14 protein-coding genes and 1 pseudogene are annotated in these 15,664 nt (G+C 41.3%); 9 read left to right on the plus strand and 6 right to left on the minus strand.

From position 1 onward, the window contains the following. Window positions 1-17 precede the first annotated feature (17 nt). Together I8748_RS17820 and I8748_RS34645 are read right to left on the minus strand one after the other, a co-directional pair. A complete protein-coding gene (locus I8748_RS17820; protein WP_318781237.1) occupies window positions 18-560 on the minus strand; it encodes a hypothetical protein in 543 nt (180 codons plus the stop codon). A gap of 37 nt (window positions 561-597) precedes the next feature. Then, window positions 598-795, minus strand: coding sequence for a hypothetical protein (locus tag I8748_RS34645; RefSeq protein ID WP_214662634.1), 198 nt, complete (start codon window positions 793-795; stop codon window positions 598-600). A gap of 27 nt (window positions 796-822) precedes the next feature. Here I8748_RS34645 and I8748_RS17825 point away from each other — a divergent pair, with 27 nt between their 5' ends. The 5 genes from I8748_RS17825 to I8748_RS17845 all read left to right on the plus strand — a co-directional run bounded on the left by I8748_RS17825 (window position 823) and on the right by I8748_RS17845 (window position 5,316). Beyond that, entirely contained in the window at window positions 823-1,170 is a 348-nt protein-coding gene (locus I8748_RS17825; protein WP_198125910.1) for a hypothetical protein, read from the plus strand. A 95-nt stretch (window positions 1,171-1,265) separates the two neighbouring features. Then, window positions 1,266-2,777 (plus strand): stress-responsive protein Ycf46, encoded by a 1,512-nt coding sequence (ycf46, locus tag I8748_RS17830; RefSeq protein ID WP_198125911.1) that lies wholly within the window; start codon window positions 1,266-1,268, stop codon window positions 2,775-2,777. 142 nt (window positions 2,778-2,919) lie between these two features. Next, the gene (locus tag I8748_RS17835; protein ID WP_011321426.1) at window positions 2,920-3,270 is read left to right on the plus strand and encodes a DUF1257 domain-containing protein; all 351 of its coding nucleotides are present in this window, start codon (window positions 2,920-2,922) and stop codon (window positions 3,268-3,270) included. Window positions 3,271-3,559: 289 nt separating this feature from the next. Next, window positions 3,560-4,663 carry a DUF262 domain-containing protein gene (locus tag I8748_RS17840; RefSeq protein WP_198125912.1) on the plus strand — a complete coding sequence of 368 codons (1,104 nt, stop codon included), beginning with the start codon at window positions 3,560-3,562 and terminating at the stop codon, window positions 4,661-4,663. Beyond that, complete coding sequence (locus I8748_RS17845; RefSeq protein ID WP_198125913.1) at window positions 4,660-5,316, plus strand: MAE_28990/MAE_18760 family HEPN-like nuclease; 657 nt, start codon at window positions 4,660-4,662, stop codon at window positions 5,314-5,316. Before I8748_RS17840 ends, I8748_RS17845 begins: the two co-directional genes overlap by 4 nt. A 91-nt stretch (window positions 5,317-5,407) precedes the next feature. On the opposite strand, the pseudogene I8748_RS17850 reads toward I8748_RS17845, so the two are convergent. Beyond that, a pseudogene (locus tag I8748_RS17850) lies at window positions 5,408-6,013 on the minus strand (Uma2 family endonuclease). 242 nt (window positions 6,014-6,255) lie between these two features. Here I8748_RS17850 and I8748_RS17855 point away from each other — a divergent pair. After that, complete coding sequence (locus I8748_RS17855) at window positions 6,256-7,287, plus strand: hypothetical protein (RefSeq protein WP_198125914.1); 1,032 nt, start codon at window positions 6,256-6,258, stop codon at window positions 7,285-7,287. A gap of 65 nt (window positions 7,288-7,352) precedes the next feature. Here the strand turns inward: I8748_RS17855 and I8748_RS17860 are convergent, their stop codons facing one another. The 3 genes from I8748_RS17860 to I8748_RS17870 form a co-directional block, all read right to left on the minus strand. Continuing rightward, complete coding sequence (locus I8748_RS17860) at window positions 7,353-9,701, minus strand: two-partner secretion domain-containing protein (RefSeq protein ID WP_198125915.1); 2,349 nt, start codon at window positions 9,699-9,701, stop codon at window positions 7,353-7,355. A gap of 1,016 nt (window positions 9,702-10,717) precedes the next feature. Next, window positions 10,718-11,017, minus strand: coding sequence for a hypothetical protein (locus I8748_RS17865; protein ID WP_198125916.1), 300 nt, complete (start codon window positions 11,015-11,017; stop codon window positions 10,718-10,720). Window positions 11,018-11,557: 540 nt separating this feature from the next. Continuing rightward, the gene (locus I8748_RS17870) at window positions 11,558-12,385 is read right to left on the minus strand and encodes a carbohydrate ABC transporter permease (RefSeq protein ID WP_198125917.1); all 828 of its coding nucleotides are present in this window, start codon (window positions 12,383-12,385) and stop codon (window positions 11,558-11,560) included. Between the two features lie 177 nt (window positions 12,386-12,562). Between I8748_RS17870 and I8748_RS17875 the strand changes: the two genes are divergently transcribed. From I8748_RS17875 to I8748_RS17885, 3 genes are all read left to right on the plus strand, one after another. Then, on the plus strand, window positions 12,563-13,261 hold the full coding sequence (locus I8748_RS17875; RefSeq protein WP_198125918.1) for an aldehyde oxygenase (deformylating): 699 nt from the start codon (window positions 12,563-12,565) through the stop codon (window positions 13,259-13,261). Between the two features lie 123 nt (window positions 13,262-13,384). Then, a complete protein-coding gene (locus I8748_RS17880; RefSeq protein WP_198125919.1) occupies window positions 13,385-14,404 on the plus strand; it encodes a long-chain acyl-[acyl-carrier-protein] reductase in 1,020 nt (339 codons plus the stop codon). A gap of 267 nt (window positions 14,405-14,671) precedes the next feature. Continuing rightward, window positions 14,672-15,652: an acetyl-CoA carboxylase carboxyltransferase subunit alpha gene (locus I8748_RS17885; RefSeq protein ID WP_198125920.1), complete on the plus strand. Its 981-nt coding sequence runs from the start codon at window positions 14,672-14,674 to the stop codon at window positions 15,650-15,652. The last annotated feature ends 12 nt before the right edge of the window (window positions 15,653-15,664 follow it).

Raw genomic sequence — 15,664 nt, forward strand, 5'->3', positions numbered from 1 at the left:
CCCGCTCCCCCGCTCCCCTACCCCCAAATCCGATACTGCTGGGCAATGTAGTAAAACAATCGGTAATAGTCTTGAAATTCCTGGCTTGAGCTTCGACCTTGCCAGTAATATTTAACTTGACCTTGAGTTAGTGTCAGCGTCATCAAACTGACTTGCTGACCGACTTCTACAAGCATAACTCCAGATATTCCTTGGGCTGTCTGAAAGTTAGGCTTGATCGCTTTTTCAGAATCTTGGTCTTCGGTTATGGATTTTGGTAGCTGATTAACTGCCCATGCTCGAATTTCCACAGAGTTGTTTTGTGGTGGCACAAAGGCAATACCATCATTATTTTCTGGTGCTGTTAAAGCAGTCCAGTTGCTGGGATATGGAAACTCAAAGCCATAACGGGAATTACTATAAGTCTTCCATGTGATATTTGAAGCGTTAAAATTTGGCGCTGAACAACCCGACACAATTGTGAACAAAGCGTAGATGCAAACCAGCTTGACGTTAGGCAGCGCTTTGCTAACACTTGGAAATTTTGTATAAATATTTTTTCCTAAACTACATGTTTTCACAGTTGTCGATATGCTGTAAGTTTTTGCCAAAGTTAATCTATAAGCAGTTTAGAGAAACTCTACCGCGATTTGATTCTATCTGGAACAAAATTAACTGGTAGTTTTCTAAATAACTCAGTTTAGTGACTGTGACATTCAAACAGAAGTCGGCTTTGTAAATGTATGTAACAATAAAGCCGTCAAAACGTCTTGCTGTCTTGACAACTGAAAAGGCAGCCGATAACGTAATATACATACCCGGGTAAGACCGCCAAAGAGTTATATGCAAGCTAAGCAAAAGGTTACTTTGTATTTGTCGCCAGAACTGCACAGGAAACTGAAGATTCGTTCAGCCGTTGATTCTGAACCAATGTCAGACCTTGCTGAACGCGCCCTCGTATTCTACCTGTCCAACTCAGAGCTAGTAGAAGAAGTGGAAGCTTCTTCATTTGGACGAACTCATCGAGTTTATTCATGTCCAAATTGTGAAAGTTCATTAGTTCTGCGCGATGGAGAGCTGGTTGCTTTGGGTAATCAACCAGGAGTTATAGGTCAAGAACATCTTTCCATTGATGAAATGGAAAAAGATGAAACACATCCCAAGGGTGAGGAAGAGTTGGTTCCTTGCTGATACGAATGAATAATGAATGAGTAGCTGATAATTCCGATTGTCGTTACCAGCAAAGCGATGTCTGTACTGTATAAGGTCTCAAGTAGGTCGATTGTATGAAAGAAGAGCTCAATATCCTAATTCAAGCTCAATACCCTCTAATCTACCTTGTGACCTCCGAGGAAGAGCGGGCTGAGCAGTCAATTTCCGCAATCGCCCAAGTATTAAAGCCCCAACGTCGTATATTTGTTTGGACAGTAACTCACGGCATCGTAGAGTATGGTCAACCCCGGAATGTTACCCAACACAATACTGTTTCTCCAGAGGCAGCTATTGAGTGGATCATCCGGCAGAGAGAACCCGGTATATTTATTCTTAAAGATTTACATCCATTTATTGATGCACCTGCGACGGCAAGGTCTTTACGTGATGCGATCGCTAGCTTCAAAGGTATGCAAAAGAACATCATTTTGATGTCACCTGTGCAGCAAGTACCTATTGAACTGGAAAAAGAAGTTGTTGTACTCGACTTCCAATTACCAGATATGGCTGAGTTGAACAAAGTTTTGACTCACCACTTAGATCAAAATCGCGGACGGCGGTTGACAACGGAGGCGCGGGAAAAACTTCTCAGGGCAGCTTTAGGTTTAACTAGAGATGAAGCTGAGAAAGTATATCGTAAAGCCCAAGTAACTACAGGGCGTTTAACGGAAGAAGAAGTAGATATAGTTTTATCTGAGAAAAAGCAACTAATTCGCCGCAATGGTATTTTAGAATACATTGAAGAAGATGAAACCATTGATGCTGTAGGTGGATTAGAAGAACTGAAAAAATGGCTCAAACAGCGCTCTAATGCTTTCACAGAAAGAGCTAGAGAGTATGGTTTGCCTCAGCCAAAGGGAATGTTAATTTTAGGAGTTCCAGGTTGCGGTAAATCCTTAATCGCCAAGACTACATCCCGGTTGTGGGGTTTACCACTGTTACGCTTGGATATGGGGCGAGTCTACGACGGCTCGATGGTAGGGCGAAGTGAAGCCAATCTGCGTAATGCCCTGAAAACAGCAGAATCTATCTCTCCAGCAATTCTGTTTATCGATGAATTGGATAAATCCTTTGCAGGTAGTACAGGTTCATCCGATTCTGATGGAGGAACATCAAGTAGAATCTTCGGTTCTTTCCTGACATGGATGCAAGAAAAGAAATCTCCAGTATTCGTGATGGCAACAGCCAACCGAGTGGAACGTTTGCCTGGAGAATTCTTGCGGAAAGGACGTTTTGATGAAATTTTCTTTGTGGATCTGCCCACAGCTGAAGAAAGGCAGGATATATACAAAATCCACCTCACCAAGCGCCGTGAAGACATCTCTCGCTTCGATTTGGAGCAATTAGCCAAAATGTCTGATGGCTTCTCTGGTGCAGAAATTGAACAAGCGCTAGTTGCGGCAATGTACGAAGCATTTGCTCAAGACCGCGAGTTCACCCAATTAGATATTATTGCTGCGCTTAAGGCGACCCTGCCGCTGTCTCGTACAATGCAAGAACAAGTTACAGCCCTTAGAGATTGGGCCAGACAGAGGGCAAGACCCGCAGCATCCTCCGTTGCTGAATATCAGCGAATGGAGTTCTAAAAGCTTTCCCTTGCTAACCCAGGGGGAAAGGCTAGCAGAAAATGCTAGCAGTTACGAAAAAAGCCGCATTCAGGTTAGCGCGGCTTCGCCGAAGATAAACCGTTGTCGTTTTTTCTCAATCTTCTCATTGGAGGAAACCCAAATGTCTCACTTTAGCACCCTGCGTACCAAAATTACTGATGCTGAAATCCTCAAAGCTTCCTTGCGCGACCTGGGTATCAGCGTAAAGACTGAAGCTGATGTTCGTGGTTATAACGGTCAGCGCGTTCGTTCCGACATCGTAGCTGTTTTGGACGGCGAATATGATTTAGGTTGGTCTCGCAACAGCGATGGTTCTTTTGACCTAATCGCTGACCTGTGGGGTGTTGCTAAAAAGCACAACCAAACCGAGTTGATTAACTCTATCAACCAAAAATACGCTGTTAACAAAACCTTGGCTGAAGTAAAACAGCGCGGTTTGCAAAACGCCAATGTGAAGTTGGTATTGCAATAACAATTTCTCTGCGCGTTCCCAAAGCTGCACGGGTTAACCATGTAATTAGCGGTTAGCCCGCTTTTTTATCAGGACTGAGATTGATTTCTCAGTCCTGATTTTTATGCTTTGTGTTGCTTGAGAAATAGAACTATGTGAATGAGAGTAAATTTTAGTTCACCTAAACTTAATCATTGCTTATTTTTGTTGAGTTTTAGAGATAATTTTATATACAGTCTAATAAATTTAATTTATCAGCACTTGAGTTTAAAGGTTAAAATGACAAACAAACTAAGATAGGGCGTAAATTATGGGGCTTCAAGAAGAAATAGATAACAAAAGGCAAGAAATCAGATCAGACTCCTATTCTATGTCTATTGGTGAGTGGATTAGTCTTTATGAAAATAACGAAATTGACATACATCCAGAGTTTCAAAGATTTTTCCGTTGGACTAATCACCAAAAGACTAGCTTAATAGAATCTTTGTTATTAGGCATACCGATTCCACCTATTTTCGTCTCTCAAAGAACAGATGGAGTTTGGGATGTTGTAGATGGACTTCAAAGGCTGTCTACTATTTATGAATTCGTTGGAAAGTTGAAAGATGAAAATCAAAATCTTATATCACCTTTAGTATTAGGAGAAACTAAATATCTGCCTTCCCTTAAAGGCAAGGTCTGGGAAGATTCAGATGAATCAGATAATGCTTTAAATCAAGCCCAGCGTCTACTAATTAAAAGGTCTAAAATTGATGTAACCATTTTACTGAAAGAGAGTGATACACTGGCGAAGTATGAGCTTTTTCAAAGACTTAATACAGGAGGTTCAATCGCCACACCTCAAGAAGTTAGAAATTGTATTTTGGTTATGTATAACCGAAATATGTTTCATTGGATGAGAAATTTAAGCCAAAATCAAAAGTTTCAAAATTGTCTTTCACTAACAGACCGTTCATTAGAAGAGCAATATGATATGGAATTATTACTGCGTTTTTTAACATTCCGCAATATGGATGAAAACGAAATCAGGAGTATGTCGGATATCGGGACATTTTTAACAGATAAAATGGTAGAGATGGCACAACGCTCAGATTTTAATTATCACAAAGAGGAAGAAGCATTTGATTTAACATTTGAAATTTTAAATAGCCATATAGGTGAAGAAAGCTTCCGAAGGTACGATGATAAAAAAAGTAAATTTTTGGGAGGGTTTCTTGTTACTGCCTATGAAGTAATAGCATTAGGTATTGGTTACAATTACGAGAAATTAATCAACTCAACAGTTGATATAAAAAGCTTAGTTAAAGGTATTTGGAGTAATCCTGATTACACTTCTTGGACTGGCGCTGGTTCAGATACACGTAGAAGAATTCCAAGATTAGTTTCTTTAGGTCGTAGAATATTTGACGTATGACTAAGCGCGACCTAGATAATCTGGAAAATTTAATTGATAGGCTTTCACAAGATTCTGCTTGGCGTAAAAAAGAGCTTTCGGACTTAAAAACATTAATTGAATCTAAAAGCCTTTCATTTGGAAGGCATAATGCAATTCTTCGCAGTGGGGTAACTATTCTCTATGCACATTGGGAAGGCTTTGTTAAAACATCAGCAAGTAGCTATTTGGAGTTTGTGGCAATGCAAAAGCTGAGGTACGAAGAGCTTTCAAGTAACTTTGTTGCATTAGCAATGAAAGCAAAATTAGATCAGGCAATGGAAACAAATAAGCCAACTATATTTACAGAAGTAACAGAATTTATTATGACAAAGATGGCTGAAAGAAGTTCAATTCCATATAAAAATGTAATTAAAACTGGCTCTAATCTTTCATCATCTATCCTTAGAGAAATAATTTGTATTCTTGGTTTGGATTATTCATTTTTTGAGACTAAACAAGTTATTATTGATGAAAAGCTTTTGAAAAACAGAAACACTATTGCTCATGGTGAATATTTACTATTAGATCGTGAAGCTTACCTTGAATTACATTCACAAGTTATAGAAATGATGGATAATTTTCGTACACAAATTGAAAATTGTGCAGCAATGAAAAGTTATTCTCGTAAATAGCTGAATAACCTATATTAAATGAGTATTAAAATAACTATTGGCTTACTTGTTTAAAAAAAAATAAATACATATTTATTATTTACCTTTGAATCTACCAAATTTGACTTAAATCTAAAACAAACCCAGGAAGTAACGGTTCACCATTCAGGGTTTTAGGGTTATCTAATACCTCAACCGCAGTATTAGGACGATAAATAAAAACTTGGCGTTGCTTTCTATCAATTAACCAACCAAGTTGTGTGCCATTATCAATATACTCTTGCATCTTGTCTTGCAAAATTTGCAAACTATCACTGTGAGAACGCAATTCAATCACAAACTCAGGACAAATTGGTGCAAATTTTTTTCGCTGTTTTGGTGGTATTGCTTCCCAGCGTGTGCGTTTTATCCAAGCTGCATCTGGTGATTTAACTGCACCATTTGGCAAAGTAAACCCACCACTGGAACCAAACCCCACACCTGTACCATCTTGCTTTGTCCACGCCTATAACTGTCCAATTAAGTCAAAATTGCGCTCATCAGTTTCGGAACCAGTAGGGGGCATAATGATTAATTCTCCAGCTGCATTACGTTCGATACGAAAATCCCGATTTAATTGACAAAATTCGTAAAACTGATCGTCAGTCATAGCGATCGCAGGCCACAATTGCAAGACAATAGGTACAATTTCAGTAGCTATAGGTAAGTTTGCAGTCATAATTGCTTTTTGGCTATTTCATCTACCTTCACCATATCTATTCACACTCCCAAGTGGAACGTGACCATAAGTGAAAAAGTTACCAATGCCTAATGCCCCAAGCGGCAGGGGAAGCAACCTCAACCACTCACGAGAAGATAGAGTTCCCCGCCGCTTTCAAAGAAATTTCAGTTTTTCTTTCCACCGAAGTACCCAGATTGTGCCATAATAAGCCGGTCGCATACAGTAGTTAGTCATCAATCGTGCCAGATACCGACTCAATCAACGACCTTGCTGCGGCTTTGCAACAGCCAGCAGACTTAACCTTTGAACTGCCAGATCCCGAAGACGAAGAGATTCCAGAGTCAGATTTTCAAGAGCAGCTTGATGTAGCATGGCAAATATGCGATCGCTTTGACCTGCAAACTGAAATTTGGCGGGGGCGAATTTTACGGGCTATCCGCGATAGAGAGAAAAAAGGCGGTGATGGACGCGGTACGGGCTTTCTCAGATGGCTCAAGGAACGAGAAATTAGTAAAAGTCAAGCTTATGCTTGGATTCAACTGGCTAACAGTGCTGATACACTCTTAGAAGAGGGAAAACTTGACCCCAGCGCTGTAAATAACTTTAGCAAACGCGCTTTTGTGGAAACCTCCAAAGCAGCCCCAGAAGTACAACAGATGGTGAGTGAAGCTGCACAAAAAGGCGATCGCATCACTAGGCGCGAAGTGCGTCAACTCACCGACGAATGGACAGCCATGTCTTCGGAGTTGCTACCGGAACCAGTAAAGGAAAAAGCAGCAGATAACACCCTTCCTCCACGCTACATCGCCCCACTGGTGAAGGAAATGGAGAAACTGCCAGAATCGCACCAAAAATTTATTCAAAAAGAAATTGCTGCTAACCCTGATGTTGATACCCTCAAACAGGTGACAACCGAAGCGCGTCAGTTAGCAAAATATCTCAAATCTGCTGCCCAAGTCCAGGCGCTAGCCCAAGAAGATGTTGATATTGAAACAGCTTTAGAAGAAGCCCAAAGAGTTGGCTGTTTAAGCGTAGCCGCTGACTTGGTAAATCAAGCCTCTCAGATAGAACAAACAATTGCCAAGTTGTACATGACTTGGAAACGCATCAGCAACTTAGCAGATCGGCTGTATGTTGATACTGGTGCAAGTACACCAAATTTGCGATCGCTCCTCAGTTGTATAGAACCCCTTGGTGGTGAAGTCATGGAACTACAACTCACTGGCGCCACAGAACACACCATCCGCCTGCAAATTCAGGAAAGTAATTAGTCAGTGGTCAGGGTCAGTTGTCAGTAATTATTCTCCCCTGCTCCCTTTCTCCCCTGCTCCCCTGCTCAATTCACGGGGCAAGATGCAGGATTGAGGGCTGAACTATGCGGTGTTGCGGTAGGTGCTTGAGCCACTAGGACTACGTTACCATTGCTATCCATCACCCACCCTTGGGCTTCGACAATTTGAGTAGCATTATTGACAGAATCAGCTTTTTGTGTATTACCCTGCTTCTGGTTTACTGGTCTATTGTGGACACTAGTAGCAGGATTCTCATCTTGCCCTTCCAGCGCAATCCAATCTGTTAGTACTGCATCACTTATCAATGCGTCCTTGGGACTAGAAGCTATTCCTCCACGTCCTGTGGTAATAAATGAAGCCCTTGCTATTCTTTGTGCAGAATTGCAGCCAGCGACTATTTTATCTTGAGCATCAACTGCATTTACTGGTAGTTCTACTAATCCTTTACTGGGGTCAACATCTGGTGAGTTGATTTCTACTACGCCACTTAATGAAGGGTTTTGCTGAGAAAAGGCGGTGATGTCGTTTGTTTGCAGGTACTTTGGGTCTAGTTTGTCTGGGTCTTCAGTTTGTAACAGCCTCACCAATTCGGCGCGATCGCGCTGCACAAATCCAAAGATACTATCAGCGTTGATTGTAATTTTACCACCAGAGCCAAGGAAGGCGTTGGCAGTGATATCGCTATTTTCTAAGGGAGCGGCGAAGACTAAACCATCAGGTGCATCAATGGTGATATTACCGCCATTTCCATAAGTACCTAAATTACCTGAATTAGTCGATATTTTACTGTTGCGACGCATTGATAATAAGTCCTGCACCTGTAGCGCAATATTCCCACCCTGACCTGACTGACCATTAGATGTTAGTTTTCCATTGTCAAGAAGTATAAAGTTAGCATTGACATTTAGCTCACCTGCTTTTCCTAGAGCTGGTACACCACCTAGATAGACATATCTCTGTGAAGGTTGACTACTCACAGTGATTGCAGCCCCGTCTCGAACGATCAATTTTCCTGTGGAGATTGTCACTTGTCCAGCATCTCCAGAACCTAAAGTTGAAGCTAACAAGCCACTGGGTAAATCAATTCCTGAAGTTCCAATTAGCTCTACGGAATCGAAGGCGTTTACAGTCAAATTTCCTCCTTTTCCTGTAGCTGGTATTAATTTTCGTGAGTTATTATCTAACACTCCACTAGACTCTGCTGATATTTCTGCGCCATCTTGGATACGTAATCTCCTAGTGTTGATTACAATGTCACCTGCCTTTCCAGCAGCACCAGTTGTACTAAACAATGTACTACGCGAAATAAAAGGTGTAGTAGCAGTACCAATCAACTCTAAAGACTCGGAGGCGTTTACAGTCAAATTTCCTGCTGCACCTTCGCCTCTAGTAGAAGTACCTACTTGTGCGCCATCCCGAATAATCAATTTTTGAGTGGTAATATTTAAGTCTCTACCATTTCCCGCACCTGTAGTCTGACTTATCAAGCGCGTAAAATTGCCACTTAGTTCTACTATTTTGCCTTGTATTTGGATATTACCGCCACTTGTGCCACTAGTATCTACTTGAGATGAAATCTTAGTGTTGTTATCAGTTCGCTGGAGCATTTGAATGTTTTGAAAATTCTGGACACCTTCATATCCCAAACTCCAGCCTTGGTTTGTTGGATTCAGGCTAACTAGACTATTGCCAGCGACACTTCCTAGCTCAATTCGCCCCGACGCAGCTGTTAAATTTCCGCCCTCCAGGACTATATCACCGCCTACAAGTGCCAAGGTTTTACCTGATACCACTTGTAACCCAACAGGTTGCCAGAAGATATTCTTTGTATTGCCATCTGGATTACTGGCTCGAGATTGATTGCGGATGGGAGCGGCAGTTGCTTTGAATTGTAAGCCAATGGGTACACTTACTGTCAGCAAGGCTGTGTTTTGGGTATTTGTAGTACTAAACTTAGTACCATCAGCAAAGTTCAGACTACTCGCAGTACTCGCTACGAAAGAACCTCCGATTTGTAAAGACGCATTACGACCAAAAACAATTCCATTGGGATTAATCAAAAATAGGTTAGCTGTGCCGTCTGCTTTCAGGATGCCTTCAATATTAGAAATAGACTTGCCCGTTACCCGACTAATAATATTTTGAACCCCACTATTTTTAAAGTAAGCTGTACTGCCATCAGGTACAGAAAACTGCTCAAAGCTGTGAAAAAGATTGCCTCCAGCTTTTGTTCCACCTTCAATGTTGATAATATTTTCCTGTATTGTAACTTGAGAATTAATAGGTAAAGTGCTATCCTGTATAACTTGGGCAATAGCAGAATTTACAGAAAAAGCTATTACACCTCCTGTTGCAGATCCTAACATTTTGAGCCATCTCAAAAAAATACTCATACTAGATATCGCTCCTAGGAAAATAAGTTTAAACTTATAAATACAGGTCAATTTGCATGACCATGAAAGACAAATTTACATAAAAAATATTATCCTATATGAATCCGATTTGATTTCTGAAATTATTTGTGTAGTTAGGGAACAGGAAACAGGAAACTCTTAACAGGAAGAAAGGGATGTAGAGGTGTACTGAGTTTTTTCATAAACAAAATATGAATCCTATATACCAAGTCAAGCAGGTATAAGAGGATGTTTGAAAAGTGCTTTTGAATATTTCAATCCTGGCTTTAGGGGAGTAGGTAGGGGCGGGTGTAAGCAGTCAGTCTTTGGAAAGATGAAATTCTTAATCAAACCGTCTGTACAGGAGTATGGTAAAATTAAAAATATAGTAGTTTCAGCTTGGTTGAAAGTTTAAATTTTTGTAAAAAAATTTAATCATTATCAGTTGCCAATAATAGATTAAAAGGGAACAACAATGTTGTGCCCCTTATAATGAAAAACTGTATTTCACTTAATTGTAAATAGCTATAGGAATCTGACTTGATTCATGAAATTATTTGCGTAGGCAGTGAGGAGCCACTGCGGTGAGGCAGCCCCCACCTTGGTGAGTCCAGTCCCCGTCTTGGCGGTTTCCGTCGTTAGCGCAGCGGTAGCGTTAGCGAAGCGGTAGCGAGCTTGCGAGCGCCACCCGGAGGGTCTTGGGGTCTCACGCCACTCCCGCGGCTGTCGGGAGACCCGCCTACAGGGGTAGCTCCACAAGTGGAGCATGTGCCGTTGGGGAGTAGGGAGTGGGGAGTAGCTAATCAACCTTTTCGATGTGTACGGAGTTTTTTCATAAATCAAATATGAGTCCTATATTATGGGTCTGGATATTGTCAACTTATCAACAACTGAAACATTTACTACAAGCAAATGAGGATAAAGTTTCATCAAATTAGTATGAAACAAATCAGCTTTTTGGGTAATGTTATTACTTTTATTATCAATAAGTTGACAATACCGTTACAGCTTCTTAACTAACAACAACCTGTTTGACAAAGAATGCATTCCAAGTGTAATATATGCAGTTCCTCTGGAATTGCTGATACAAACCCTTGGGGTTGATTTTCTCCAGCAGGGTTGCTTTGTTGATTATTTGACAGATCAATATGGCACTGAAACTTCAAGACTCTATCTTCTGATATACCATACTTCCCAAACACTTTATTTACGTTAGAGTTCTTTAGGCTTTCACTAATTGCTTGTTTAACTTCTTCTTTTAACTGCTGTAAGGTTTGAGTATCAAGGACTGTTTGCTGTAAAGTTTTAGATTCCATAAATTATTTTGCTTTCCTTGCAGAATGGTAGACGAATGAAATTATTTTGCGTTCTACTACTTAACTAAAGTTTTATGACTCAAATCTGGCAATTAAGAAAACCAGGATATAGGGTCTAGAGGAGTACGATAGAATTCAAATTCTAAAGCTTCCTCAAATTCACACTAATTATTTATTCAGTCTGACTTACGAGAATTATGCAGTGCTTAACACAACTTCATATTTTTTTGCTGAAAATTCTCAAAGCCTTTATGGACTTTATGAAACTGAGTGCTAGCCGTTCTTTACTTCTAAGGATTTTGTAACTGATACCTCCCTAACTCACCTTTTTGAATCCGGTTTGGATGAGCTTATAGGTTAAAGGCTGCTATTACGCAGATATTTGTTGACTTGTTACAAGTATTTGTTACCCGCATTGCCAAGTTGACTATGTATGCAGCAAGTAGTATGTTTGTCGCACTTAGATTGTTTGAGTATTATCTACTGAATTTATACAAATTTACCACAGTAAAAGTTACAAATTATTACTGAGCTTCTTCATTAATTCTTCATACCTGTGGCAGCAATACCCCGGATAAACTGACGCTGACCGATGAGAAATAGTACCATCACTGGCACCGTGGCAATTGTCACCGCTGCCATCATCAAGGGCCAGTTATTGGTAAATTGCTCCTGAAACTCCGCCAAAGCCAGCTGCACTGTTCTCAATTCTGGGCGTGTTGTGAACACTAAAGGCTTAAATAAATCGTTCCATTCCCCGATAAAGGTGAACAAAAACAGCGTCACCAAAGCCGGGCGTGCTAAAGGTAACATTACCCGCCACAAAATTTGTAATCGGTTCGCCCCATCTATGGCTGCGGCTTCTTCTAATTCCACAGGAATTGTTTGGAAATACTGACATAACAAAAAAATACCAAAGCCGTTGACAGCAGTTGGTAAGATTAGTGCGCCGTAGGTATTGATTAAGTGCCCCCACTTCAACACCAAAAAGATGGGAATCACCAATAACTGAAACGGAATGACTAAAGTTGCCAAAATAACTAGTAGCAGCGCTTGCCTACCGCGGAATTTCAGACGTGCTAGGGCGTAACCTGCCAATGCGGAGGTGACTATTTGAAACGCAGTCACAGCGATCGCGACTAAGGTAGAATTAGCAAACGCCAGCAAAAATTTACCTCGCTGCCATGCTTCGCGGTAATTTGCTAAAGACCAGTTATTTTTGGGTAAAACTTCTAAAGCGGCTCCTGGAGGTGCAAAAGAGGTGAGAAAAACTATAAACAGCGGCAGTAAAACAATAAATCCCCCTAGTATTAGCACACCTAGGCTGAAAAAATCGCCTGATTTGAAATTCCAGTTTGATTTAGACATGAGTTGAGCATCAAAGTATTTATTTCTCTGGTACTAGAGCAGCGCCCCCAGCAACAGCTAATCTATAACATAGTGACTTGTTAAGTTAAATTAAATCACAGTGCTTGTTACCCAAAATTCATGAGGTCAATTAAGCGCTGGTATTAAATGATTCAGGCTTACAGGAGTAAACGTACCATGCCGCAGCTTGCAGCCGAACAGGAAGAAATTGATTTTAAGAGTGAAAAATACAAAGATGCTTACAGCCGCATTAATGCGATCGTCATTGAAGGGGAACAAGAAGCCCATGAAAATTACATCACACTGGCCCAACTGCTGCCAGAACATCAAGATGCGCTAATTCGCTTATCCAAGATGGAAAGCCGCCACAAAAAGGGATTTGAAGCTTGCGGACGCAACCTGGAAGTAGTACCCGATCTAGAATTTGCTCAGAAGTTTTTCGCAGGACTACACCAAAATTTCCAAACAGCAGCGGCAGAAGGTAAAGTTGTTACTTGCTTGCTGATTCAATCTTTAATTATTGAATGTTTTGCCATAGCAGCGTACAACATTTATATCCCAGTAGCTGACGATTTTGCTCGTAAAATTACTGAGGGAGTAGTAAAAGATGAATATAGCCACCTCAACTTTGGAGAAGTTTGGCTAAAAGAACACTTTGAGGAATCCAAAGCTGAATTAGAAGAAGCAAATCGCCAAAACCTTCCCCTTGTCTGGAGAATGCTCAACGAAGTAGCAGACGATGCCGAAACGTTGGCAATGGAAAAAGACGCTTTGGTAGAAGACTTCATGATTCAGTACGGTGAAGCATTAAGTAACATCGGTTTCACTACCCGTGACATCATGCGTCTCTCAGCTTACGGTCTTACAGCCGCTTAAAAAAGTTAACAGTTATGAGTTATGAGTTAGGAATAAAACTCATAACTCCTAACTCCCAACTCCTAACTCCTAACTCTATCCATTACACGCTTTTTACAAAGCACACGCCTAGTACATCACTACATGTTTGGTCTAATTGGACATCTGACTAGTTTAGAACACGCTCAAGCGGTAGCTCAAGAATTAGGCTACCCAGAATATGCCGACCAAGGGCTAGATTTTTGGTGCAGCGCCCCGCCGCAGATTGTCGATCATATTACCGTTACCAGTGTTACTGGACAGAAAATTGAAGGACGGTATGTAGAATCTTGTTTTTTGCCTGAAATGCTAGCCAATCGCCGCATTAAGGCAGCAACACGCAAAATTCTCAATGCTATGGCTCACGCTCAAAAGCATGGCATTAATATAACTGCTCTTGGTGGGTTCTCCTCAATTATTTTTGAAAATTTTAATTTGGAGCAGTTTAGCCAAGTCCGCAACATCAAATTAGAGTTTGAACGCTTTACTACAGGAAATACGCATACTGCCTACATTATTTGTCGGCAGGTAGAACAAGCTTCAAAACAATTAGGAATTGAGTTGAGTAACGCAACAGTTGCTATATGTGGGGCAACTGGGGATATTGGCAGTGCAGTCACGCGCTGGCTAGATGCAAGAACAGATGTTAAAGAACTCTTATTGATAGCCCGTAACCAAGAACGTCTCAAAAATCTTCAAGATGAACTGGGGCGGGGAAAAATCCTGGCTTTAGATGAAGCATTGCCCCAAGCTGATATTGTGGTTTGGGTTGCCAGTATGCCCAAAGGTGTGGAAATAGACCCCAATGTTTTGAAAAAACCCTGTTTGTTAATTGATGGTGGCTATCCTAAAAATTTAGCTACTAAAATTCAACATCCTGGGGTATATGTGTTAAATGGTGGCATTGTGGAGCATTCTTTGGATATTGACTGGAAAATTATGAAAATTGTCAATATGGAAGTGCCAGCACGCCAATTATTTGCATGTTTTGCTGAATCAATGCTCCTGGAATTTGAGAAGTTATATACGAACTTTTCTTGGGGGCGCAATCAGATTACCGTAGACAAAATGGAACAGATTGGTCAAGCATCGGTGAAACACGGATTTAGACCATTGTTGGTTTAGGAAATTGAAAATTGGGAATGGGGAATGGGGAATGGGGAATGGGGAATTGGGTCTAGGATATAATTTCGATTGCCACCAATCTGAAATTGATAATCCCTGATTTATAACCCTTCATATCTTGTTCCCAATTCCTTATCCCTAGTAACTCATACCCACCTGATATGCAGTATCCAATCCTCGTTACTTAGATACTTAATCCCTGACAGCCAACACTTATGCCCCATCTCTCACACCAATTCCCAATTCCCAATTCCCCAATCCCTAACTATGGCAAATAGTGAGCGCAAACCGCTACTGTTAGATTTTGAAAAGCCACTGGCAGAACTTGCAACCCGGATCGATCAGATACGGCAGCTTGCAGAAGAAAATGGCGTCGATGTATCTGGTCAAATTCGGCAACTAGAAACACGCGCCATGCAACTGCGTGAGGAAATTTTTAGTAGTTTATCACCGTTCCAACGACTGCAAGTTGCTCGACACCCCCGTCGCCCTAGTACTCTTGATTACATTCAGTTTATCAGTGATGAATGGATGGAATTGCATGGCGATCGCAACGGCAGTGATGACCCAGCTTTAGTTGGTGGCGTGGGTCGTTTGGGTGGTCAACCCGTGGTGATGTTAGGTCAGCAAAAAGGGCGGGACACTAAGGATAACATTGCCCGCAACTTTGGTATGGCTGCCCCTGGTGGCTATCGCAAAGCACTGCGGTTGATGGAACATGCCAATAAATTTGGGATGCCCATTTTAACATTTATTGATACCCCTGGTGCTTTGCCTACAGTCTCAGCAGAACGTCAAGGTCAAGGTGAAGCGATCGCTTACAATTTGCGAGAAATGTTTTGTCTGGATGTGCCTATTATCTGCACAGTCATCGGTGAAGCCAGTTCTGGCGGCGCCCTTGGTATTGGTGTGGGCGATCGCCTGTTGATGTTTGAACATGCCGTTTATACCGTGATTAGCCCGGAAGGCTGTGCCGCTATCTTGTGGAAAGATGCAGCCAAAGCCCCCCAAGCAGCAGTAGCTCTGAAAATTATTTCCTCTGACCTGAAAAATTTGGGAATTATTGACGAAATATTACCCGAACCCATTGGTGGTGCCCATGCCGACCCCCTGAAAGCCGCCACAACTCTCAAACAAGCGCTATTAGACAACTTAGACGAACTCAATCAGCTAACTTCCACTGAACGACGCCAGCTGCGTTATGAGAAGTTCCGCAAAATTGGCGTTTTTACTGAAGTTGCTCACTAATAGCACCAGAAA

Source organism: Amazonocrinis nigriterrae CENA67, assembly GCF_016056305.1.
Lineage (GTDB): Bacteria > Cyanobacteriota > Cyanobacteriia > Cyanobacteriales > Nostocaceae > Amazonocrinis > Amazonocrinis nigriterrae.